Annotated in this window: 22 protein-coding genes; 10 read left to right on the plus strand and 12 right to left on the minus strand. The window is 64.0% G+C overall.

Translation table 11 applies throughout. From position 1 onward, the window contains the following. The first annotated feature begins 12 nt into the window (after positions 1-12). The 3 genes from fdxA (at position 13) to AC1VVM_RS03755 (ending at position 1,696) form a co-directional block, all read left to right on the plus strand. Positions 13-351, plus strand: a complete 339-nt coding sequence (gene fdxA, locus AC1VVM_RS03745) for a ferredoxin FdxA (protein ID WP_132387592.1) — start codon at positions 13-15, stop codon at positions 349-351. A gap of 333 nt (positions 352-684) precedes the next feature. Further along, entirely contained in the window at positions 685-1,218 is a 534-nt protein-coding gene (locus AC1VVM_RS03750; protein ID WP_132387594.1) for a CarD family transcriptional regulator, read from the plus strand. A gap of 151 nt (positions 1,219-1,369) precedes the next feature. Further along, on the plus strand, positions 1,370-1,696 hold the full coding sequence (locus AC1VVM_RS03755) for a DUF6726 family protein (RefSeq protein ID WP_482955875.1): 327 nt from the start codon (positions 1,370-1,372) through the stop codon (positions 1,694-1,696). 12 nt (positions 1,697-1,708) lie between these two features. On the opposite strand, the gene AC1VVM_RS03760 is transcribed toward AC1VVM_RS03755, so the two are convergent. Further along, positions 1,709-2,656 carry an L-threonylcarbamoyladenylate synthase gene (locus tag AC1VVM_RS03760; RefSeq protein ID WP_482955876.1) on the minus strand — a complete coding sequence of 316 codons (948 nt, stop codon included), beginning with the start codon at positions 2,654-2,656 and terminating at the stop codon, positions 1,709-1,711. A gap of 49 nt (positions 2,657-2,705) precedes the next feature. On the opposite strand from AC1VVM_RS03760, the gene AC1VVM_RS03765 reads away from it, so the two are divergent. Next, the gene (locus AC1VVM_RS03765; RefSeq protein WP_482955877.1) at positions 2,706-4,439 is read left to right on the plus strand and encodes an acyl-CoA dehydrogenase family protein; all 1,734 of its coding nucleotides are present in this window, start codon (positions 2,706-2,708) and stop codon (positions 4,437-4,439) included. Further along, positions 4,436-5,263, plus strand: coding sequence for a DUF815 domain-containing protein (locus AC1VVM_RS03770; RefSeq protein WP_482955878.1), 828 nt, complete (start codon positions 4,436-4,438; stop codon positions 5,261-5,263). The genes AC1VVM_RS03765 and AC1VVM_RS03770 overlap by 4 nt, the downstream gene beginning before the upstream one ends. A 60-nt stretch (positions 5,264-5,323) precedes the next feature. Here AC1VVM_RS03770 and AC1VVM_RS03775 read toward each other — a convergent pair whose 3' ends face one another. Beyond that, positions 5,324-6,811: a PQQ-dependent sugar dehydrogenase gene (locus AC1VVM_RS03775; protein ID WP_482902811.1), complete on the minus strand. Its 1,488-nt coding sequence runs from the start codon at positions 6,809-6,811 to the stop codon at positions 5,324-5,326. Between the two features lie 62 nt (positions 6,812-6,873). Here AC1VVM_RS03775 and AC1VVM_RS03780 point away from each other — a divergent pair, with 62 nt between their 5' ends. Next, positions 6,874-7,356 (plus strand): GAF domain-containing protein, encoded by a 483-nt coding sequence (locus AC1VVM_RS03780; RefSeq protein WP_482955879.1) that lies wholly within the window; start codon positions 6,874-6,876, stop codon positions 7,354-7,356. A gap of 237 nt (positions 7,357-7,593) precedes the next feature. On the opposite strand, the gene AC1VVM_RS03785 is transcribed toward AC1VVM_RS03780, so the two are convergent. The 6 genes from AC1VVM_RS03785 to AC1VVM_RS03810 all read right to left on the minus strand — a co-directional run bounded on the left by AC1VVM_RS03785 (position 7,594) and on the right by AC1VVM_RS03810 (position 13,536). Continuing rightward, on the minus strand, positions 7,594-8,565 hold the full coding sequence (locus AC1VVM_RS03785; protein ID WP_482955880.1) for a ParB/RepB/Spo0J family partition protein: 972 nt from the start codon (positions 8,563-8,565) through the stop codon (positions 7,594-7,596). Further along, the gene (locus tag AC1VVM_RS03790; RefSeq protein WP_482955881.1) at positions 8,562-9,338 is read right to left on the minus strand and encodes a ParA family protein; all 777 of its coding nucleotides are present in this window, start codon (positions 9,336-9,338) and stop codon (positions 8,562-8,564) included. The genes AC1VVM_RS03785 and AC1VVM_RS03790 overlap by 4 nt, the downstream gene beginning before the upstream one ends. Beyond that, positions 9,335-9,976 carry a 16S rRNA (guanine(527)-N(7))-methyltransferase RsmG gene (gene rsmG / locus AC1VVM_RS03795; RefSeq protein WP_482955882.1) on the minus strand — a complete coding sequence of 214 codons (642 nt, stop codon included), beginning with the start codon at positions 9,974-9,976 and terminating at the stop codon, positions 9,335-9,337. The genes AC1VVM_RS03790 and rsmG overlap by 4 nt, the downstream gene beginning before the upstream one ends. Next, the gene (gene mnmG, locus AC1VVM_RS03800; RefSeq protein WP_482955883.1) at positions 9,973-11,820 is read right to left on the minus strand and encodes a tRNA uridine-5-carboxymethylaminomethyl(34) synthesis enzyme MnmG; all 1,848 of its coding nucleotides are present in this window, start codon (positions 11,818-11,820) and stop codon (positions 9,973-9,975) included. Before mnmG ends, rsmG begins: the two co-directional genes overlap by 4 nt. A gap of 108 nt (positions 11,821-11,928) precedes the next feature. After that, positions 11,929-13,221: a tRNA uridine-5-carboxymethylaminomethyl(34) synthesis GTPase MnmE gene (gene mnmE, locus AC1VVM_RS03805; RefSeq protein ID WP_482955884.1), complete on the minus strand. Its 1,293-nt coding sequence runs from the start codon at positions 13,219-13,221 to the stop codon at positions 11,929-11,931. Between the two features lie 39 nt (positions 13,222-13,260). Next, a complete protein-coding gene (locus AC1VVM_RS03810) occupies positions 13,261-13,536 on the minus strand; it encodes a DUF6489 family protein (protein ID WP_132387616.1) in 276 nt (91 codons plus the stop codon). A 135-nt stretch (positions 13,537-13,671) separates the two neighbouring features. On the opposite strand from AC1VVM_RS03810, the gene AC1VVM_RS03815 reads away from it, so the two are divergent. The 3 genes from AC1VVM_RS03815 to AC1VVM_RS03825 are packed head-to-tail and all read left to right on the plus strand — an operon-like array spanning position 13,672 to position 16,943. Then, the gene (locus AC1VVM_RS03815) at positions 13,672-14,367 is read left to right on the plus strand and encodes a dienelactone hydrolase family protein (RefSeq protein WP_482955885.1); all 696 of its coding nucleotides are present in this window, start codon (positions 13,672-13,674) and stop codon (positions 14,365-14,367) included. Positions 14,368-14,373: 6 nt separating this feature from the next. Continuing rightward, entirely contained in the window at positions 14,374-15,960 is a 1,587-nt protein-coding gene (locus AC1VVM_RS03820) for an FMN-binding glutamate synthase family protein (protein WP_482955886.1), read from the plus strand. A 14-nt stretch (positions 15,961-15,974) separates the two neighbouring features. After that, positions 15,975-16,943, plus strand: a complete 969-nt coding sequence (locus AC1VVM_RS03825; RefSeq protein ID WP_482955887.1) for a quinone oxidoreductase family protein — start codon at positions 15,975-15,977, stop codon at positions 16,941-16,943. Positions 16,944-17,020: 77 nt separating this feature from the next. Here the strand turns inward: AC1VVM_RS03825 and AC1VVM_RS03830 are convergent, their stop codons facing one another. From AC1VVM_RS03830 to hemE, 4 genes are all read right to left on the minus strand, one after another. Beyond that, complete coding sequence (locus tag AC1VVM_RS03830) at positions 17,021-17,737, minus strand: TerC family protein (RefSeq protein WP_482902819.1); 717 nt, start codon at positions 17,735-17,737, stop codon at positions 17,021-17,023. 15 nt (positions 17,738-17,752) lie between these two features. Beyond that, the gene (rho, locus tag AC1VVM_RS03835) at positions 17,753-19,009 is read right to left on the minus strand and encodes a transcription termination factor Rho (RefSeq protein ID WP_132387624.1); all 1,257 of its coding nucleotides are present in this window, start codon (positions 19,007-19,009) and stop codon (positions 17,753-17,755) included. A 216-nt stretch (positions 19,010-19,225) separates the two neighbouring features. Beyond that, the gene (locus AC1VVM_RS03840) at positions 19,226-19,669 is read right to left on the minus strand and encodes a CopD family protein (RefSeq protein WP_482955888.1); all 444 of its coding nucleotides are present in this window, start codon (positions 19,667-19,669) and stop codon (positions 19,226-19,228) included. Positions 19,670-19,958: 289 nt separating this feature from the next. Beyond that, positions 19,959-20,984 carry a uroporphyrinogen decarboxylase gene (hemE, locus tag AC1VVM_RS03845; RefSeq protein WP_482955889.1) on the minus strand — a complete coding sequence of 342 codons (1,026 nt, stop codon included), beginning with the start codon at positions 20,982-20,984 and terminating at the stop codon, positions 19,959-19,961. Between the two features lie 348 nt (positions 20,985-21,332). Here hemE and AC1VVM_RS03850 point away from each other — a divergent pair, with 348 nt between their 5' ends. Beyond that, complete coding sequence (locus AC1VVM_RS03850) at positions 21,333-22,178, plus strand: pyruvate, water dikinase regulatory protein (RefSeq protein ID WP_132387630.1); 846 nt, start codon at positions 21,333-21,335, stop codon at positions 22,176-22,178. Positions 22,179-22,180: the final 2 nt, after the last annotated feature.

Here is a 22,180-nt window from a genome sequence, read left to right on the forward strand (position 1 = left end):
GAATTCGCAGCCATGACGTATGTCGTCGTCGACGCCTGCATCAAGTGCAAGTACATGGACTGCGTGGAAGTGTGCCCGGTGGACTGCTTCTACGAGGGCGAGAACATGCTGGTGATCAATCCCAGCGAGTGCATTGACTGCGGCGTCTGCGAGCCCGAGTGCCCGGCCGAAGCGATCCTGCCCGATACCGAAAGCGGACTCGAGCAGTGGCTCGAACTCAACGCCAAATATTCGGCCGAGTGGCCCAACCTGACCACGAAGAAGGATTCGCCGGCCGACGCTGATGAGTTCAAGAACGTCGAAAACAAGTTGGAAAAGTACTTCTCGCCCGAGCCCGGCGAAGGCGACTGAGCCTTTCCGGACGGGTTTCAGGGGGAACCGGTTTCCCCCTTGCCTGAGGGACTTGCGAGCGATACCGGTACCACGCGGGGCACGCCCGGCGTGGTGCAAGGTTAATTCCTTGCACGCCTCTGGTAATTTTATCACATCGGTGCTATATAATCCCGCGACTGCCCGGGCTCCCCGCCCGTTTGGCAGGCATTTTCATTGCGAGGCAGGGTTCGAAAGCAGACGGTTGGGAGAGTTATCTGACCGGGCGGTGGAGACTTATCGTCTCCATGTCGCACCACCCGGGTTTCTCCCACCGTAAGTAAGGCAACGAACCTGCAGGTGAAAGGACGATAAATGGCAACCAAGGCCGATGCCTTCGATGTTGGAGATTACGTCGTTTATCCCAAGCACGGCGTGGGCCGTGTTATCGAGCTCCAGAAGCAGGAAATTGCCGGGATGCAGCTCGAGCTTTACGTGCTTCGGTTCGAAAAGGAACGCATGACTCTGCGCGTTCCCATGAACAAAGTCGAAGCAATCGGGATGCGCAAGCTGTCTTCCGACAAGACACTGCGCGAAGCACTCGACACGCTCAAGGGTAAACCCAAGGTCAAGCGCACCATGTGGTCGCGCCGCGCCCAGGAATACGAAGCCAAGATCAACTCGGGCGACCTCGTGTCGATCGCCGAGGTGACCCGCGACCTGTTCCGTGCCGACGACCAGCCCGAACAGAGCTACTCGGAACGCCAGATTTTCGAAGCCGCATCCTCGCGCCTCGCGCGCGAACTCGCGGCGATGGAAAAGACCGACGAACCGGCTGCGCTCAAGAAGATCCTCGCGATCCTCAACGAGTATGCACCCAAGTATTACGACAGCGCCGAAACGGTCTGATCCGCCGGGGCTTTCGTAAAAGGACACAAGGGCCGCTCCCGCAAGGGGGCGGCCCTTTCCTTTTAGCGCTCTCCGCCCTTGCGATTCCCCACATGGTTCCCGGCGCCGTTCATTGCCTTGTCAGCAGAGGCGTGACAGGTTCGCGCCCAATATGACGCGCAACTCTGCTCTTCGCTTCGCTTTTCCGCTGGCATGTGTGGCTGCCTCGTTCGCACTGAGCGGCTGCATCAGCACTGTCGGCAAAGTCGTAACCGCGCCCGTGCGCATCGCCAGCTCGGCTGTCGACATGGCCACTACCAGCCAGTCCGAAGCGGACGAGAAGCGCGGCCGCCAAATGCGCGAACGTGACGAGAAGCTGGGCAAGTTGCAGCGCCAGTATCAGCGGCACCTCAAGGAATGCGACAAAGGCGAACGCGATTCCTGCTCGAAGGCCCGCGACGATTACGCCGACATCCAGAACCTCAGCGGCTCCGCCTGAAACGACCCCGGATCAGGCCGCCGCGCGGCGCAGGCGGTCGTTGATCGCGGCCCCTATTCCTTCTGACGGAACAGGCGCCACGGCCACGCGAGGAAGCTCCGAAGCCGCCGACTCATGCAGCAGCGCGTAGAGCCGAGAGGCCGCTTCCGCGAGATCTCCCGACGGTGAGAGCGATACGTGTCCCTCAACCGGGCCGAAACCGATGTGGAACTCGTCCCCTTCCGCCTCGCAGGCGTCCAGCCTGACCGATTTTCCGGGTGCATAGTGGCTCGCGAGTTGGCCGGGCGCTTCGATCTCATGTGACGTCACGGCGTCAGGTTCGGTGCCGAGGACGTCGCGGATCCGCGCGACCGGGATTGGACCCGGCCGCAGGACTTGCCAGCGACCGTCCTCGCGCAGCGCGACGATCGTCGATTCCAGGCCCGCCTCGCAGGCACCGCCATCCACCACCGCATCGATGCGGTCGCCCAGCGAGGCGACTACATGCGCGGCCGTGGTCGGACTCACGCCGCCGCTCCGGTTCGCGGAAGGCCCCGCCAGTGGCAGACCGGACTCGACGATTACGTCACGCATGATCGGATGAGCGGGGCAGCGTAGCGCCACCGTGGGCAGTCCCGCGGTGACGGCCGAGGCAATCGCCGCGCCCTCGTTCAAAGGCAGCACCATGGTCAGCGCGCCCGGCCAGAACGCAGCGGCAAGCATTAATGCGCGCGCGTCGAACCGCGCGATACGCTGCGCAGATTCGAGATCGGCGATATGCACGATCAGCGGATTGAAACTGGGCCTGCCCTTGGCGCGATAGATCGCGGCAACCGACTCGTCACGGTCCGCCCTTGCGGTCAGGCCGTAGACCGTCTCGGTCGGCACGGCGACCAGACCGCCCTCGCGCAGCAGCGTGGCCGCGCGGGCTAGCCCAGCGGAATTGGCGGCGAGTTGCTCGGGTCGACTGGTGCGCTCCATGCCCTGCCGCTATAGCGCGTTGCGAGGAATGCCAAGGAAAACCGCGAAAATGACCTTCAATCCCCCCAGCATCGATCAGGTCCTTGCCCTGCGCGTCAACGCCGGACTCGACGACCTGGCGGAAACCGATCGCTTCGCCGCCGCCAGCGCCGATGTGGTGCAGGCCATCGTCGAAAGCGCCGGACAGTTCGCTGCCGGGGAATGGGCCCCGCTCAACCGCAAGGGAGATGCCGAAGGCGCCCGTATGGCCGGCGGCACCGTAGTGCTGCCAGAGGGCTTCGCGCAGGCCTATGCCGATTTCGTCGAAGCCGGTTGGAACGCGATATCCGCGCCCGAGGATTTCGGCGGCCAAGGCCTGCCCCAGTCACTGGCCGTCGCCGTGCTCGAATGCATGGGCACGGCCAACATGGCGTTCTCACTGCTGCCGATGCTCACGGTCGGAGCGATCGAGGCGCTGGTCCATCATGGCAGCGCGGCGCAGCAGGAGACTTACCTCGCGAAGATCGTCAGCGGTGAATGGTCGGGCACCATGAACCTGACCGAACCGCAGGCTGGTTCCGATGTCGGCGCCCTGCGCACCACGGCGGCGCCGATCGCCGAAGGCCCGCATGCCGGCAAGTATCGCATCGCCGGGCAAAAGATCTTCATCACCTGGGGTGAGCACGAGCTGGCCGAGAACATCGTCCACCTCGTGCTGGCACGCACCCCCGGCGCCCCTGCCGGATCGCGCGGGATCTCGCTGTTCCTTGTTCCGAAGTTCCACGTGGAACGCGATGGCACGCTCGGCGCCCGCAACGATCTCAAGGTCGTCAGCCTCGAACACAAGCTTGGCATCCACGCCTCTCCCACATGCGTGATGAGCTACGGCGACCATGGCGAATGCTTCGGCGAGCTGGTCGGCGCGGAGAACGAAGGCCTTCGCTGCATGTTCACGATGATGAACAACGCGCGCATCAATGTCGGCGCGCAAGGCGTGCAGATTGCCGAACGCGCCCTGCAGCAGGCCACGGCTTATGCCGCCGAACGCGTGCAGTCCGCCCGCGCCGGATCGCCGGACAAGAATCCCGTCACCATCATCGAGCATCCCGATGTCCGCCGCATGCTGCTGCGCATGCGCGCGCTTACCGAAGGCGGCCGCGCCCTGCTCTACTACGCCACCGGGCGGCTGGATCGCGGCGGCATGGGGGACGAAACCGCTCAGCAACGCGCTGAGCTGCTGGTGCCACTGGTCAAGGCCTGGTGCACCGACATGGGCGTCGCGGTTACCAGCCTCGGCATTCAGGTCCACGGCGGCATGGGCTTCATCGAAGAGACCGGCGCCGCGCAGCATTACCGCGATTCCCGCATCGCCCCGATCTACGAAGGCACCAACGGCATTCAGGCCGCCGACCTTGTGACTCGCAAACTCGGCATGGAGCGCGGCGGGGTACTGTTCGCGCTGATGGACGAGATCGCCGCCGGTGGCTCCGCACCGCTGCGTGATCTCGCGCTGGGCTGCAAGGCTACGGGCGAGCGCTTCCTTGCCGGACCGCTCGACGACCGACTCGCGGCCAGCGCGCCCTTCCTCGATGCCTGCGCCGTGGCTGTCGCCACCTGGCAGCTCGAACGTCAGGTCACCGCCCTGCCCTCGCTCGACGTTCCCGAGGCCTTCGCCAAGCGCAAGCGCATCGTCGCCCGCTACTTCGCCGAGCACATCGTGCCCGAGGCCATGGGCGCGCTCGTCCAGGCCGAAAAGGGCGCCGCACTGCTCTACGATCTCACCACCGAGGAACTGACCGCGTGACCGACCAGACCGACGTTCTTATCCGCATTGCCGACGCGCTTGAAAGACTGACCCCTCCCCCTGTTGCCACCGTCGATTGGCTGGCCCACCCGGCCTACGTCTGGACCGGAACCGAAGCCCGCGCCGTGGCCACGCTGGAAGCGCCGAAGCTCGACATGCTGCGCGGGATCGATACGCAGAAGGAGCGCGTGGTCACCAATGTCGAGCGGCTCGCTGCGGGGCATGCCGCGCATGACATGCTGCTTTGGGGTTCGCGCGGCATGGGCAAGTCGGCGGTGATCCGCGCCTCGATCCGCGCGGCACAGGACAACCATCCCGGGCGGATCGCACTGGTGCAAGTGGCGCAGGAAGCTCTCCACGGCGTCACCGCACTCTTCACGCTGCTGGGCAAGGTAGACCGCCAGTTCCTCGTCTACATCGATGATCTCGGCTTCGAGGAGAATGACGGCACCGGGCCGCGTCTGCTGCGCTCCTGGCTCGAAGGCGGGGTGGAGGCACGTCCGGCCAATGTCCGCCTTGCGGTGACATCCAACCGCCGCGCCATCGTCGGCCGGACGATGAGCGAGCAGGACGACCCGATCAACCCGCGCGACGTGATCGACGATCGCCTCGCGCTGGCCGACCGATTCGGACTCTCGATCGGCTATCACAACTGCGATCAGCCGGCCTACCTTGCGATCATCCACGGCTATGCCGAGCAGTACGGACTCGCGTTCGAGGAAAGCGATGCTCTCGAATGGTCGCGCCGCCGGGGTGCGCGCTCCGGACGTGTTGCGTGGCAATACGTGACCGAACTGGCGGGTCGGGCCGGGAAGGTCCTCTAAGCGGATAGAAAAAGGGCTGGGAAGCTTCGGCTTCCCAGCCCTTTTTCGTTTTCGGCGCCCTCAGGGCAGGATCTTGTCCGGCTCCTTGTGGAAGCCCGCGACAGTGCCGGTGTCGGCACCCGGAACCGTCGGGTCCTTCAGTTCCTTCAGCGGCTCCATATGCGCCGCCACCACCGGCTTGATCTCTGCCGAGGGCTTCGCGCCCGGGGCATTCACACGCCAGATGGTGCCTGCGGTATCGTCGCTGACAAGCAGGCTGCCGGTCTTGTCGAAGGCCAGCCAGGTCGGGCGGCCGTGGGTGTGCGAGGCATCCTTGAGGAAGCCCGTCAGCACCGGCACCGGCTTGACGTTCTTCGGATTGCCGTGATCGTCGAAGGGCACGAAGACCACATCGTAGCCGACGGCCGGGCGGCGATTCCACGAGCCGTGACGCGCCACGAAGGCACCGTTGGCGAACTTGTCGCCCATGATGTTGCCGCCGCGCGCGAAGACCATGCCGAGCACCGCCGCATGCGCTCCCATCGCGTATTCGGGCTTGCGGGTATATTCGAGCATGTACGTTTCCATCGGCCACTGGACGCGATCATCGAAGGTCGTCTTCCAGTAGATCCACGGCCAGCCATATTGCGCACCGACGGGCACGTTGGTCAGATAGTCCGGCACCAGGTCCGGGCCGAGCATGTCGCGCTCCTGCACCGTGGCCCAAAGCTCACCGGTCGAGGGATTCCAGCCGAGGCCGTTGGGATTGCGCATGCCGGCCGCGAACGGACGACGGCGGGCGGTTGCAACGTCGATTTCCCAGATCTGGGCGCGGCCCGCTTCGGCTTCCATGCCGTTATCGGCAATATTGGAGGACGATCCCACCGCGACATAGAGGTGCTCGCCATCGTCGCTCAGCAACAGATTGCGCATCCAGTGATTCCCGCCGGCGGGCAGGTCCATCATCTTGCGCAGCGGCTTGCCGACAAGCTGGGTCTCACCGGGCTGGAACGCAAATTCGAACACGGCGTCGTGGTTGGCGATGTAGAGCTTGCCATCGCGGTAGGCCATGCCCGAGGGCGAGTGCATACCATCGGTGCGGAAGTCGAAACGCTGTTCAGCCTTGCCGTCGCCATCGGCGTCGCGCAGCAGCACGATCTTGTCGGGCGAAGGCACATCGGCGCCGACTTGGCTGAACATCCAGCCCATCACCATGCCGGTGAATCCGCGCGGCCGGTTATCGGCCGGGGCGTTGGTCAGGGCCACCAGCACGTCGCCATTGGGCAGCGTCAGCATGGTGCGTGGGTGGTCCAGCCCTTCGGCAAAGCGATTGACGGCAAGACCCTGCGCGGGCGTGGGCGCCTCGCCCTGCGCCCATCCCACGGTCTTCACCAGCTTGACGCTGGGAATCCATTGCGGGCTGGCCTCGACCAGTTTGGGGTCCTTACCCGTGGTCGCATCGAGCGGCAGGTCGGACGTGTTGGAATACTGTGCCCAGGCGATCACCCCGACAATGGCGAGGATGACGATCAGCAGGACGACGGCGGCTTTGATGAGTATCGAGCGCATGGGCCATGGAATAGGCCTGAGCCGGCTAGGCGGCAACAGCGACTTGGAGTAACGCCTTTCCCATGTACGACTTCGCACCCAAGGGCGATACGCCCAAGCCCGAACTCTATGGTGAGCTTGTGGAGGCCGCGCAGGCGCTGATCGCCGGCGAGCCCGATCCGGTCGCCAACATGTCCAACCTTGCAGCGCTGCTGTGGCAGTACCTGCCCGACCTCAACTGGTCCGGATTCTACCGCACGATCGAGGGCGAGCTGGTGCTCGGGCCCTTCATCGGCAAGCCTGCCTGCATCCGCATCCCGCTCGGCCGCGGCGTGTGTGGCACGGCGGCGGAAACCGGTGTGACGCAGGTCGTTCCGGACGTTCACGCGTTCCCCGGACACATCGCCTGCGACGCGGCGAGCCGATCGGAACTGGTGGTACCGGTGCTGCGGGATGGTCAGGTGATCGCGGTGATCGATCTCGATAGCCCCCTGCCCGGTCGTTTCGACGAAGCAGACGCGGCGGGAATCGAAAAGTTCGCGGCGGCGGTGGCTGGAGCGATCTGATTCTGCTCAGAAAGCTATCCGGAACAAGATGTTAATGTGAGAGTGCGGGGGAGCCACGCTCCCGTGCCAATCTTCGTACCTAAGCGCTGCGCCTAGCGGCCGAGAATGGCCAGGCGATGAGCCCTAACGGTACATCCTCGTCGCCCCCGCGCAGGCGGGGGCCCCGCTACCTTCAGCTACATCGCAAGAAAAGCCGCCCCCCGATCGCCACCGGGATCGTCGGGGTACCGGCCCGCTTTAAATCGCCCCACCCGTAAGCCGCTGGCAAACCAGATCGAGCTGATCGAGAGTCGCGTAACGGATCGTCACCGTCCCCGACTTCGGATCGGAATCGGCACTAATCTTGACCGGCATTCCGAGGAATTCCTCAAGATGGTTCTGCACGGCGGCGATATCGGCGTCGTCCGAAGCATTGCGCGCGGCACGCGCCCGGCGCGGGATGACATCTCCGCGCAGCTTCTTGCGGACAAGCTTCTCGACTTCACGCACCGACATCTGCTTGCCGATAGCAGCATCGGCGATTTCCTCGGCATCATCGCAGCCGATCAACGCGCGGGCATGGCCCATCGACAGGCTGCCATTCTCGACCATCGCGATAACGCCATCGGGCAGTGCCAACAGGCGCTGGAAGTTCGCGATATGGCTGCGGCTCTTGTCGACCATGCGGGCGATCTCGGCCTGAGTCATGCCCTCGAATTCGGCAAGGCGATTGTATGCGCGCGCCTCTTCGATGGGATTGAGATCCTCACGCTGGAGATTCTCGATCAGGGCCAGCGCCATGACCTCACGCTCGGTGAGGTCGCGGACCAGTGCCGGGATCTCATGGAGCTGCGCCTTCTGCGCCGCACGCCAGCGGCGTTCACCGGCGACGAGCTGGTAGCCGCCGCTGCTCATCGGACGAACGATGATCGGCTGAATCACACCCCGGTGGGCGATCGACGCGGCCAGTTCCTCCAGCGCTTCCTCATCGAAGATGCGGCGCGGCTGATCGGGATGCGGGGTGATGTCGGCGATGGCGAGCACTGCCAGCCCTCCCCCACCGCGCAGCGGCGTTACTACGCCCTCGCCGCCCGACGGCAGCGGTTCCTCGCGGCGCGTCTCGCCCAGCAGCGCTCCGAGGCCGCGACCCAGCCCCTTCGGCTTCTGTTTCGCCGGGGAAGGCTTTTCGGCTTGGGGTACGCTGATGCGGACAATCGAATCGTCGCTCATGCCGCTTTCCTCTTCTCGGGCAGTCGGGTGATCAGTTCGCGTGCGAGTGCCATGTACGCGCGGCTGCCGGCGCATGCATGGTCGTAGATCAGCGCCGGCACGCCGTGGCTCGGCGCTTCGGACAGGCGCACGTTGCGCGGAATGGTGGTTTCGAACACGAGCTGGCCGAGGCACGAACGCACGTCTTCGGACACTTGGTCCGTCAGACGGTTCCGGCGATCGAACATGGTGAGCGCAATGCCGATGATGCCCAGATCGGGATTGAAGCGCTGCTGCACCCGCTCGACCGTCTGGAGAAGCTGGCTCAGCCCTTCCAGCGCAAAGAACTCGCACTGAAGCGGCACCAGCAGCGTATCCGCAGCGGTCAGCGCATTGAGCGTCAGCAGCCCAAGCGACGGTGGGCAATCGATCAAGCAGACGTCGTAGCCCAGGTCTCCCCGCAGCGCGCTGCGCAGGCGGTGGGCACGGTCATCGACGCTGACCAGTTCGACTTCGGCCCCCGAAAGGTCGACCGTGGCCGGCAGCAGATCGAGGCCGGGAATGCGGGTAGGCATGACGCAGTCGATAACGGGCACCCGGTCGACCAGAACCTCATAAGAGGAACGGGCGCGATCGGTCGCGGAAATGCCGATGCCGGTGGAGGCATTGCCCTGAGGATCGAGGTCGATCAACAGCGTCTTCCAGCCGGTGGCGGCAAGCGCGGTCGCGACGTTGATCGCTGTCGTGGTCTTTCCGACACCGCCCTTCTGGTTGGCAATCGCGATACGGATCACTTGGTCTTACCCTTCCTGTCGGTCAGCGTGCCGACAATGATGCCCGCTTGCGGGTCCGTCAGGGACTGTTCCACGTGGAACACATGCCGCCACTTGCGAAGGTCTTCCAATTCTTGCTGTGCGGAGCGCCCCTTCGGCAACAGCCAGACCGTGTCGCTTGTGGAAAAACGAGAGGATAAAGTCAGGAGCTTGTCGAGCGGCGCAAATGCGCGTGCCGATATGACACGCGCTTCACGGGTTTCTACGAGTTCGAGGCGCTGCCCGATCACGCGCGCCTTATCGAGGCCCATCGCCAGGCGGGCTCGATCGAGCCACTCGATTCGCCGCGCGCGTGATTCGACCATCAGCACTTCGCATTCGGGGCGAAGCGCTGCGATCACGAGGCCGGGGAAGCCGGCACCGGTGCCAAGGTCGATCCAAGGCGAAGATGTTCCACGTGGAACATATGGGAGGAGCTGGGCGCTATCGACGATGTGCCGCAGCCAGACCTGATCGAGACTGGCCGCCGAAACGAGGTTCTGCTGCGTGTTCTCTTCCGCCAACATACGGACAAGAATCTCCAGCCGGGCCTCGGCGGCGTCATCGTATTCAGGCAGCGCGCGCAGCCATGCACGGGCTTCATCTTCAGTGGAAATCACGCCGCCTCCTTGCGGGCATGGACAAGCAGCGCCGCCAGCGCCGCAGGAGTAATGCCGGGAATACGGCCAGCGGCCGCAAGTGTTTCGGGCCGAGCCTTGGTCAGTCGCTCAACCATCTCGCGTGAGAGGCCGGGGATCTCGGCATAGGCAAAATCTTCGGGCAGCGGCATCGCCTCGCTGGCGCGCAGTTCACGCAGTTCGCGCTCCTGACGATCCAGATAAGGCGCGTAGGCCGCGTCTTCCGCCAGCTCTTCGGATAGCGCGTCATCAGCAAGCAGCTCATCTGCAATCCAGGGCGAAAGGCCGCCAAGATCGACGCCGCCAAAGCGCAGCCACTCCCGGATCGGAAGCCGGCCGATATCGGAACGGACCGGAAGACCCGCCTGCGCCAGTTCGGCCGAGGCGACCGGGACATCGAACGCCGCTTCCAATCGGGCGCGAGCATCCTGCCTGCGGGCGAACCATCCGAGGCGCGCCGGACCGACCGCACCCGCTTCCATCGCAAGCGGAGTCAGGCGGCTGCTGGCATTGTTCGCCCGCAGTCGCAGCCGATACTCCGCGCGGGCGGTGAGCATGCGGTAAGGCTCACTCACGCCGTGCAGAGTAAGATCGTCGATCATCACCGCCATGTAGCTGTTGGCGCGATCGAGCGCGGCCGGCTCACGTTCGAGCACGGCTGCGGCAGCATGCATGCCCGCCACCAGCCCCTGCGCGGCCGCTTCCTCGTAGCCGGTGGTTCCGTTGATCTGTCCGGCACAATAGAGACCGGCAATCTCGCGAAGCTCCAGACTCGTACGCAAAGCCCGCGGATCGATATGGTCATATTCGACGGCATAGCCCGGCACGACCATCTCGACGCGCTCCAGCCCTTCCATCGTGCGCAGCATGTCGAGTTGAACATCGGCGGGCAGCGATGTGCTCACGCCGTTGGGATAGACGAGCGGATTGTCGAGCCCTTCGGGTTCGAGGAATATCTGGTGCCCGTCGCGGTCGGCAAAGCGGTGGATCTTGTCCTCGATCGAGGGGCAATAGCGTGGCCCCTGCGCCCCGATGGCGCCTGTGAACAGCGGCGAGCGATGGAGGTTCGCGCGGATCACATCGTGCGTGCGCGGGTTGCTTCGCGTGATCGCGCAGAAGACCTGCGACACCTCGCGGCGTTCGCCCATCGCCGACATGGTCCAAGGCTCACGATCCGAAGGCTGCTCGCCAAGGCGGGCCCAATCGATCGTACGGCCATCGAGACGCGGAGGGGTCCCCGTCTTGAGACGCGCCATCGGCAGATTCGCCTCGCGCATCTGGGCCGCCAACCGCTGCGCCGAGTCTTCACCAATGCGCCCGCCGACCATCCGCTCCTCGCCCCGGAACAACGTGCCGCCCAGGAAGGTGCCGGTGCATAGCACGACTGCGCGGGCGTCGAGCCGCGTGCCGTCAGCCAGATCGATGCCGGCCACCCTTCCCTGCTCCATCACCAGCGCGGAAGCCTCGCCAGCCACCAATGTGAGATCGCCCTGCTCTTTCAGCATGCGATGGATCGCCGCCTTGAACAGCTTGCGGTCGGCCTGGACGCGAGGCCCCTGCACGGCGCTGCCCTTCGAGCGGTTGAGCATCCGATAGTGTATCGCCGCTGCGTCAGCGGCGCGGCCGATGAGACCGTCGAAGGCATCGACCTCGCGCACGAGGTGCCCCTTGCCCAATCCGCCAATGGCGGGATTGCAGCTCATCGCGCCCACGGCGTCGAGATCGAAACTGACGAGCGCGACGCGCGCACCCATGCGGGCGGCAACGGAAGCCGCTTCACAGCCGGCGTGGCCGCCGCCGATCACGATCACATCGAAGGAATGCATTCGCCGCGCATACGCGAAAGCGTGAATCGCGTCAAAGTTTGTAAAGGGCATGTTCCACGTGGAACATGTGGGTCAAAGAGGACGAGGGGCGAGACCTACCGACGCGTCTCACTTCCCGATGCAAAACCGCCCGAACAAGGCGTCGAGCATATCCTCGGTAGTAGCCCGGCCGATCAGCGCGTCGAATGCCACCCGGGCCAACCGCAAGGCCTCCGCCACCAGCAGCGGATCGCTTTCCCGATCCGCTGCTGCCAATGCCCGTTCCGCCTCAGCGACCAGCGCATGCTGGCGCGCATTGAGCGCGGCATCACCCGGGCGCGGCATCGCCTTGCGGGCAGTCTCGACCAGGTCGGCCCGGAGCCGATCCATCCCCTCGCCCGTCACGGCGGAAACGGCGTGGCGAGCCTGTGCCTTCTGTTCCACGTGGAACACATCGGCCTGTGCCGCAATCTCCCATACACCCTCTGGGCCCTGTCCTTCCGGACCCAGCCACAATACCAGGTCGGCCCGGTCCAGCGCATCGCGTGCACGCGAAATGCCGATCGCCTCAATCACATCACCCGTCTCGTCGCGCAGGCCGGCGGTGTCTCCGAACAGGAAGGGCACGCCCTCAATCGAAACCGCCCGGGTCAGCACGTCGCGCGTGGTGCCCGCGAGCGGTGAGGTGATCGCGGCCTCATCCTCGACCAGTGCATTGAATAGTGTGCTCTTGCCGGCATTGGGTGGTCCGGCCAGCACGACCCGATAGCCCTCGCGTAAAGCCTCGGCACGCGGACGCGTGAGCCATTCGGAAAGCTCTCCACGGAGATCGGCAAGCCGCTTGCGGAAGTCAGCCGGCAGGTCCGCGACATCGTCCTCGTCTCCGAAGTCCAGCACGGCCTCGACCGATGCCGATGCGGTCAGGACCCGGTCACGCCACTGCTCGACCAGCCGTGAGAATGCCCCTCCCGCCATCGCGATGGCCGAACGACGCTGCAATTCGGTCTCGGCCGAAAGCAGGTCGGCCAACCCCTCGGCCTCGGCCAGATCGATGCGCCCATTGGCGAAAGCGCGGCGAGTGAATTCACCGGGAGTTGCGCGGCGCAACTTTGGCAATCGGGCCAGTTCGGCCTCAATGGCGGAAACGACCGCCCTGCCCCCATGAAGATGAAACTCGGCAAGATCCTCGCCGGTCGCGGTCGCCGGACCGGGGAACCAAAGCACCAGAGCCTGATCGAGCACCGCACCCGCGCCATCGTGCAGAACCCGATAACGCGCACGACGCGGATCGGGGAGCGAACCGGTGAGGGCGGAAAGTGCAGACCCGGCCTCGGGTCCGCTCACGCGAACGATCGCGATGGCAGCAGGCGGGGCGCCGCTCGAAAGGGCGAAGATCGTATCGGAAAAGCTGTGGTCGGACATGGCCTCTCGCCTAGCCCGACCGGATCGGCCCGTGAAGACTCAGTTGTCCTTCTTGGGTTTGCCTTGCGGATTGAGCACGCCGCTCAGCGCCATGGCAGCGCCGCTTTCCATGAGTTGCTGAAACAGCTTGAGCCCGAATTCGCCCATCGGGGCGACCTGCTTGCTCATTTCCTGAAGCTGATCGAAGCTGCCAACCCCCTGCATCGCCTTGCTAAGGGCATCCACATAGACTTCGTTGGCCTTGGTCACGTCTGGCAGACCCAGGAAACGCCGTGCCTCTTCGGGCGAGCATTCGACCTCGACTTGGACCTTCATGACGGCCTCCTGCTTGGAATTTCTGCATCATAGCTGACACAGGGCGTTGGCAAAGTCCATCACCCGTGCCTAACTCCGAAAAACGGTTAGAAGACCCAGAAGTTCTCAAGGCCAGAGGTTCTCAGGAGACTCCCCATGACAAACACCGAAATCCCCACGCTCGATGGCGACGGCATGATCCCCGCCTACGTCGCCCGTCCCGCAGGCACACCGCGCGGGGCGATCATCGTCCAGCAGGAGATCTTCGGCGTGGACGCCGGTATTCGCCAGAAGGCCGATAGCTATGCCGCGCGCGGCTACCTCGCCGTCGCGCCCGATACGTTCTGGCGCCAGAAGCCGGGCATCGAACTGAGCCCCTATAACGACGAGGAATTCAAGGAAGCCGTCGGTCACATGATGGCCCACGACTTCGATCTTGGCATTCGCGATCTCGAAGCCGTGATCCACTGGGTTCGCCGTCAGGAGGGCGTCCCCAAGGTCGGCCTCGTCGGATTCTGCATGGGTGGCCGCATCGCCTACATGGTCGCTACCCGCACCGACATCGACGCTTCGGTCGGCTACTACGGCGTGATGATCGACCAGATGCTCAATGAAAAGCACGCGATCGCCCGCCCGCTGATGCTGCACATTCCGACTGCCGACCACTTCGTCGATGCCGCCGCGCAGAAGGCGATCCACGAAGGACTGGACGATCATCCGCGCGTCACGCTCTGGGACTACGAAGGCCTCGACCACGGCTTTGCCGCCGAGATCGGTGCCCGCCGGGACGAAGCCGGGGCAAAGCTGGCGGACAGCCGAACCGAGGCGTTCTTTGCGGAGCATGTCGGCTAAACCACGATGACTATCGCCCCGCGCTACGCCGTGCCGCTTGTGGTCGTGATTCTCACGGCCGCTTGCTGGCTCATTCCCTTGTGGCGCTGGGCGCTGGTACTGATGGTGCCGGTCCTGCTGCTGACGTTTTGGGACTTCTTCCAGAACCGCCACGCTCTCAGACGCAACTATCCCTTCATTGCCCGCGTCCGCTGGCTGTTCGAGGACATGCGCCCTTACTTGCGCGCCTATGTCGTCGAGGGCGACCGCGAAGGTCGGCCCTTCACGGTGGAGGAGCGCAGCCTCGTCTACGCCCGCGCCAAGGGCGAAATCGATTCGCACCCGATGGGCACCGAACTCGATGTCTATTCGGACGAATACGAATGGCTCGGTCATTCGATCGCCCCGAACGAAAAGGCCCCCAAGAACTGGCGGGTGAAGATCGGCGGCGAGGAATGCACCCAGCCTTACGAAAGCGCCCTGCTCAACATCTCGGCGATGAGCTTCGGTTCGCTTTCCGCCAATGCCATTCAGGCGCTCAACAAGGGTGCGGCCATTGGCGGCTTCGCGCATGACACCGGCGAGGGGTCCATCAGCCCCTACCACCGCATGCACGGCGGCGACCTGATCTGGGAACTGGGCAGTGGCTACTTCGGCTGCCGCCACAAGGATGGCAGTTTCGATCCGGTTCTCTTCGCGGAACAGGCACAGACCGATCAGGTCAAGATGGTCGAGATCAAGCTGAGTCAAGGCGCCAAGCCGGGCCACGGCGGCGTACTGCCGGGCCCCAAAGTGACTCCCGAGATTGCCGAGACGCGCAAGGTGGAAGTGGGGCAGGACTGCCTTTCCCCCGCTGCTCACTCGGCGTTCTCGACGCCGATTGAGCTGCTCGAATGGGTCGCCCAGCTGCGCGAACTTTCGGGCGGCAAGCCTGCGGGCATGAAGCTCTGCGTCGGTCAGCCGCACGAGGTTATGGCGCTGGTCAAGGCCATGCTGCAAACCGGAATCACGCCCGACTTCATCGTCGTCGACGGTGCCGAGGGCGGCACGGGCGCCGCGCCGCAGGAACTGACTGACAATGTCGGCATGCCGCTGCGCGAAGGGCTCGCGCTCATGCGCAATGCCCTGGTCGGTGCCAATCTGAAGGACCGGATCCGGCTCGGCGCATCGGGCAAGATCCATTCCGGCGCCGGCATGGCGCGTGCCTTCGCGCTGGGTGCAGACTGGTGCAACGCCGCGCGCGGATTCATGTTCGCGCTGGGCTGCGTGCAGTCGATGAAGTGCCATACCGGCGCCTGCCCCACCGGTGTCGCCACGCAATCCGAATGGCGCCAGCGCGGACTCGTGGTCGAGGACAAGGCCGAGCGCGTCGCCCGCTTCCAGAAGGAAACGCTGAAGGCCCTGCGCGAGATCGTTGTCGCCATGGGCTACGACAGCCCCTGGGACCTCAACCAGCACGACATGTACCAGCGGATCGACAGCGCCAAGGCCGGCCCGCTCGACGAAATCTATGAATTCCTGAAGCCCGGTGAACTGATCGCCGATCCTGAATCCACTCAATATGCCCGCGCCTGGCGCGTGGCCCGCGCGGAAACCTTCCGCCGCGTGTTCTGAAGGACCCGAATGCCATGACCACCGGATACCGGATGATCGCCCGCCGCCACGGCGGCCCCGAAGTGATCGAGCGGGAGGATTTCTCGGTGCCCTCCCCCGGTGCCGGCGAGATAGTGATCGAGACCGAGGCTGTCGGCCTCAACTTCATCGATACCTACTATCGCAAGGGACTCTATTCCGATCCGCTGCCGATCACGCTGGGGTCCGAAAGCGTCGGCAAGATCGTCGCCATCGGAGACGGCGTTTCCGAATTCAGCATCGGCGAGCGCGTCGGCACGACCAGCAGCGGCGGTGCCTATGCCACGCATCGGTTGCTCAAGGCGGACAAGGCCATGCGCATCCCCGAGGGCATTGCGCCGGAGATCGCGGCCGCCGTCATGCTCAAAGGTCTGACCGCCTGCTATCTTGCCGAGGATACATTCCCCGCGGCGGCAGGCCATGTGGCGCTGGTTCATTCCGCCGCAGGCGGTGTCGGCTCGCTGCTGGTGCCCTGGCTGCTCGACAAGGGCGTGACGGTAATCGCCCATTCCGGATCGCCCGAGAAGGCCGCGCAAGTTCCGGGCGAGCATTCGCTTTCGTGCGATCTCGCTGACCTGCCCGGAAAGATCCGGGAGATCACCTCGGGCGCGATGTGCCATGTTGTCTATGACGGGGTCGGTGCGGATTCGTGGGCGGCTTCCATCGCCTCGCTTCGCCGCCGGGGGCTTATGGTCACGTACGGCAATGCCTCGGGACCGGTTCCGCTCCTGCCCCCGCTGGACCTCATGCGCGGCGGATCGCTCTATCTCACGCGGCCGACTCTGGCCGATTACGTGGCGACGCCGGAAGAACTCGCGGCGAGCGCCAAGAAGCTGTTCGACCGGATCGCCAGCGGCGTGCTGACTCCGCGTGTGGGGCAGACCTTCAGGCTTGAAGATGCAGCGGAGGCCCATCAGGCACTGGAGAGCCGGGCTACGACGGGTTCCACGGTGCTGGTGCCCTGACCTGACAGGATACAGCAAAGAAAAAGGGCTCGGAGGCATAAGCTTCCGAGCCCTTTTCAATTCGTGTTCCCTGCGGATCACATCAAAGTGATGATACCCAGCTGAGGGTCGGTCCAGCCCTCGTAGATCATCTTCACCGCCACGTAGAGGATGACGGCAAGACCGATCCAGGCGATCCACCGGTAGCGTTCGATGTACTTGGCGATGAAGTTCGCCGCGACACCCATAAGGGCAACCGCGAAGACCAGACCGACGATCAGAATGCCGGGATGATCGCGTGCCGCGCCGGCCACGCCGAGCACGTTGTCGATCGACATCGAGATGTCCGCCACCGCCACCGAGAGCGCTGCGCCGGCGAAGCTCTTGGCAGGTGCCACGCCTGAGCGTTCGTCACCCTCGATCTCCGGCGAGCCCGGAGAGTGATGTCCGCCAGCGTGAATCTCGCGGTACATCTTCCAAGCGACCCACAGCAGCAGCAATCCGCCCGCGAAAACGAGTCCGACGATGCCCAGCAGCCAGGTCACCATCAGGGCAAAGGCGATGCGCATCACCAATGCGGCAAGCACCCCTATGGCGATGACTTTCTTGCGCTGGTCGGCCGGAAGCCCGGCCGCGAGTGCGCCGACAACGATGGCATTGTCCCCGGCCAGCACCACGTCGATCATCAGCACCTGAAGGAACGCCGACATTGCTGCCGGCGATCCCAGGTTCGAGAAGTCGTTGACGATATGCTGCCAGATTTCGGCCGGCCCTCCCACGGCGGAAGTGGCCACGAGCGTATCGAGGATACTCAACCCGATAGCCCCTGCTTACTGGTTCATCGTGGCGAAGAAGTCCTCGTTGGTCTTGGAGTCCTTCATCTTGTCGAGCAGGAACTCCATCGCGTCGACCGTGCCCATCTGCATGAGGATACGGCGCAGGACCCACATCTTGGTGAGCTGGTCCTTCGGAACCAGCAGCTCTTCCTTGCGGGTGCCCGACTTGCCGACGTCCAGCGCCGGGAAGATGCGCTTGTCCGCCACCTTGCGGTCAAGGACGATTTCCGAGTTACCGGTGCCCTTGAACTCTTCGAAGATGACTTCGTCCATGCGGCTGCCTGTATCGATCAGGGCCGTGGCGATGATCGAGAGCGAACCGCCTTCCTCGATGTTGCGCGCAGCGCCGAAGAAGCGCTTGGGGCGCTGCAGGGCGTTGGCGTCGACACCGCCCGTCAGCACCTTGCCCGACGACGGAACGACGGTGTTGTAGGCGCGGCCAAGGCGGGTGATCGAGTCCAGCAGGATCACGACGTCGCGCTTGTGCTCGACCAGGCGCTTGGCCTTCTCGATCACCATTTCGGCGACCTGCACGTGGCGCTGGGCGGGTTCGTCGAAGGTGGAGGAGATGACCTCGCCCTTCACCGAACGCTGCATGTCGGTGACTTCTTCAGGGCGCTCGTCGACGAGCAGCACGAGGAGGAAGACTTCCGGATGGTTGTCGGTGATGGCCTTGGCCATGTTCTGCAGCAGCACGGTCTTACCGGTGCGCGGCGGCGCCACGATCAGGGCGCGCTGGCCCTTGCCCTGCGGCGAAATGAGATCGATCACGCGGGCCGACTTGTCCTTGACCGTGGGGTCCAGGCTGTCGAGCTTCAGGCGCTGATCGGGATAGAGCGGCGTCAGGTTGTCGAAATTGACGCGGTGGCGCACCACGTCCGGATCGTCGAAGTTGACGCTGATGAGCTTGGTGATGGCGAAGTAGCGCTCACCGTCGCGGGGCGCGCGGATCTCGCCTTCCACGGTATCGCCGGTGCGCAGGCCCCACTTACGGACCTGGTTCGGTGAGACGTAGATGTCGTCGGGACCGGCAAGGTAGTTCGCCTCGGGGCTACGCAGGAAGCCGAAGCCGTCCGGCAGCACTTCGATCGTGCCCTGGCCGACGATTTCTTCGCCGTCTTCGGCCACTTCCTTGAGGATGGCGAACATCAGGTCCTGACGACGCATCGTCGAAGCGCCTTCGACGCCCAGTTCCTCTGCCATTTCGACCAGTTCGGCCGACGACTTCTTCTTAAGTTCTTTAAGGTGCATCTTGCTTGAATTCCGGATGGAAAATTTTTGGGAGATATTCTGGAGAGTCGGCCGGCGGATCGATGGGCTTGGGGAAAGCGGATCCGGGCACGCGAAAGAACTCGCCGCCCTGAGCCGGGACACGGTTCAGATAGGGATTGGGCAGCCTCCGGTCAACGCGTGATCCACAAGCCGGACGCGGCCTGCGCCCAGCCGATGGTACAGTTCAGACTCGCTTCAGAACGGTTTGACGACCACGAGGACGACAATCACCGCCGCGGCAAGGCCCGGAATCTCGTTGAGCAGGCGAAGCTGCTTGCCGGTGAGCATCCGCTCTCCCTTGGCCAGCTTCTTCGCATAGCCAACCAGCCAGCCATGATAGCCTGAAAGACCGAGCACGAAGAGCAGCTTCACATGAAGCCAGGGCTGGCTCCATGCATCGATCGAAAAGGCCGTGGCAATGCCGAATAGCCAGACCATGACGAGCGAAGGTGTCAGGATAATCTTGCGCAGCTTCGCCTCGCGATCGACCCAGCGCGCCGCTTCGGCCGAGCCCGGTTCTGCTTCCTGATGATAGACGAAATAGCGCGGGAGCATGAATAGCCCCGCCATCCAGAAGATCACGAAAATAACGTGTCCGGCTTTGAGCCAGAGATAGAGCATTGCCAGCGTATCCTGCATCGGCGCACGAAGTCTCGTTGGGTCCGTGCCGATCTCCTGCACGCTTGCCCGGCGGGGTTCAAGGTGATTCCGGCAGCCTTGCGGCGGGAGGAAGAAAGCGACGGGATTCAATATCCCCTGCCCTACCCGCTTCGGGTCGCCCTTCCCGGCGGCCGCGCGTGTGCCTGAACGCGGCAACCGGATGAGTCCGGGGGTGAGTGGCCGCAGCCGCTCTCACCGCTCAGCGAGCGCCTGAGAGCAGATTCAGGCACGGTGCTGAAGACCGGGCGGAAAAAATGGATCCCCTTGCTTACCTGCTCCAGTTCCGGACGATCGCCAGCAGCGCTTCGACGTGCTCGATCGGCGTGAACTGCCCGATGCCATGCCCGAGGTTGAACACATGCGGACGGTCCGCGAAGGCATCGAGCACGCGGCGGGTTTGATTCTCAAGCTCCGCGCCGCCCGAAAGCAGCAACAGCGGGTCGAGATTCCCCTGTACCGGCAGCCCTTCGGGCAATTCGCGCGCGGCCCAGATCGGGTCGACGGTTTCATCGATTCCGACCGCGTCCACCCCGGTCTCTCGGGCGTAAGCTGCTAATTTTTCGCCGGATCCCTTGGGGAAGCCGATGATAGGAGTCTGCGGATGGCGGGCCTTCACCGCCGCAACGATGGCCGCATTGGGCGCGATGACCCAGCGTTCGAATTGCGCGGGTGAAAGCGATCCGGCCCATGAATCGAAAAGCTGGACGGCTTCCGCTCCGGCTTCGATCTGGCCGCTGAGGTATTCGACAGTCACCCCCACGATAGCCTGAATGATCGCCTCGAACGCGGCCGGGTCGCGATAGGCCATTGCCCGTGTCTCATGCTGATCGCGGCTGCCTTCGCCTGCACACATGTAGGTCGCGACCGTCCACGGACTGCCGGCGAAGCCGAGCATGGTCTTGTCCGCATCGAGTCCGGCGCGAACCTTGCGCACGGTCTCGTAGATCGGAGTCAGTCGCTCGGGCACTGCGACGAGGGTTTGCAGCGCATGGTCCACAAGCCGGGGAGTAAGTTTCGGACCCTCGCCGGCCAGGAACTGAAGGTCCTGCCCCATTGCGTAAGGCACGATGAGGATGTCCGAAAAAAGGATCGCGCCATCGAATCCGAAGCGGCGGATGGGTTGGAGGGTGATCTCGGCGGCTGCGTCCGTATCGTAGACGAGCGCGAGAAAACCGCCCTTTTCCGCGCGTAACGCTCGGTATTCCGGAAGGTAGCGTCCGGCCTGGCGCATGAGCCAGACGGCGCGTTTGTTCGTGTTGGTTCCGAGCAGGGTGTCGAGAAGAAGGCCAGGCATCGAGAGTCAGGTCCAGTCCAAAAAAATAAGAGTCTTAAAAGGATGATGGAGTCTGTTGGTCCTGTGGATATCGGGGACGGCGATTCCTTGCCCGATTTGTCCCAAGATGAACAGGTTCGAGAGTCACTTGCGACTCTCCGGAGAGTCCGAGTCAAAGACTCTTTGTCCCTGTTACCCACAGGCTGTGGATCAGAGTCAGAGCCTGTCCACAAATGCCCCGGATTGAATCGGGGGAACGGGGAGGAAAACTCCGATCCGAGTTGTCACCGAGTCCGTCCCGTGGTTTATGCCGGGACATATCCACACCCCCTCTGTGAACACTCTGAAAGACCCGGAAAAAGGCCGAACATGGCGCGATTTCACCTGCACCTTCTCTCGGACTCGACCGGCGAAACGCTGGAAATGATCGCCAAGGCTGCCCTCGCGCAGTTCGACGATTCCGACGTTTTGCGCCATTTCTGGCCGATGGTTCGCTCGCAGCAGCATCTTGACCGGATCATGGGCGAGATCGCTGCCAATCCCGGCCTCGTGTTCTTCACGCTGGTAAACGAGGAAACGCGCGGGCGATTGGAAGAGCGTTGCCAACAGCTGGGCCTGCCGGCGATTGCGGTGCTCGACGGCGTTACCGACGCGCTCGAAGCGTTGCTGGGGCAGGAAGCCAAGGGCCGTCCGGGCCGTCAGCATCGGCTGGACGATGCTTATTTTGCGCGCGTCGATGCGATTCAGTTCACGATCGCGCACGACGACGGCATCGCCTGGGAAGATTGGGAAGAGGCCGATATCGTGCTGGCGGGCGTATCGCGCACCAGCAAGACGCCAACTTCGATCTACCTTGCCAATCGCGGCTACAAAGTCGCGAATATCCCCATCGTGGTGGAAAGCCCGCCGCCTTCGATCCTGTTCGGATTAAAGCGGCCGATGGTTGTCGGCCTGACGACTGCGCCGGACCGGCTGATCCAGATCCGCCGCAATCGCCTGCTTTCGCTCAGCCAGTCGCCCGATACCGACTATGTGAAGTCCGACCGGGTCGAGGGCGAATTGAAATACGCGCGGCGGATGTTCGCGGACAATTCCTGGCCGGTCATCGACGTGACGCGCCGCTCGATCGAAGAAACCGCGGCGGCCATCATCAATCTCTATAACGAGCGCAAGGCCGAAGGCACCCAAGGGCAGCCGGGCCCTCGCCCGATCTGAAT

It is taken from the genome of Novosphingobium sp. BL-S-33 (assembly GCF_056857025.1).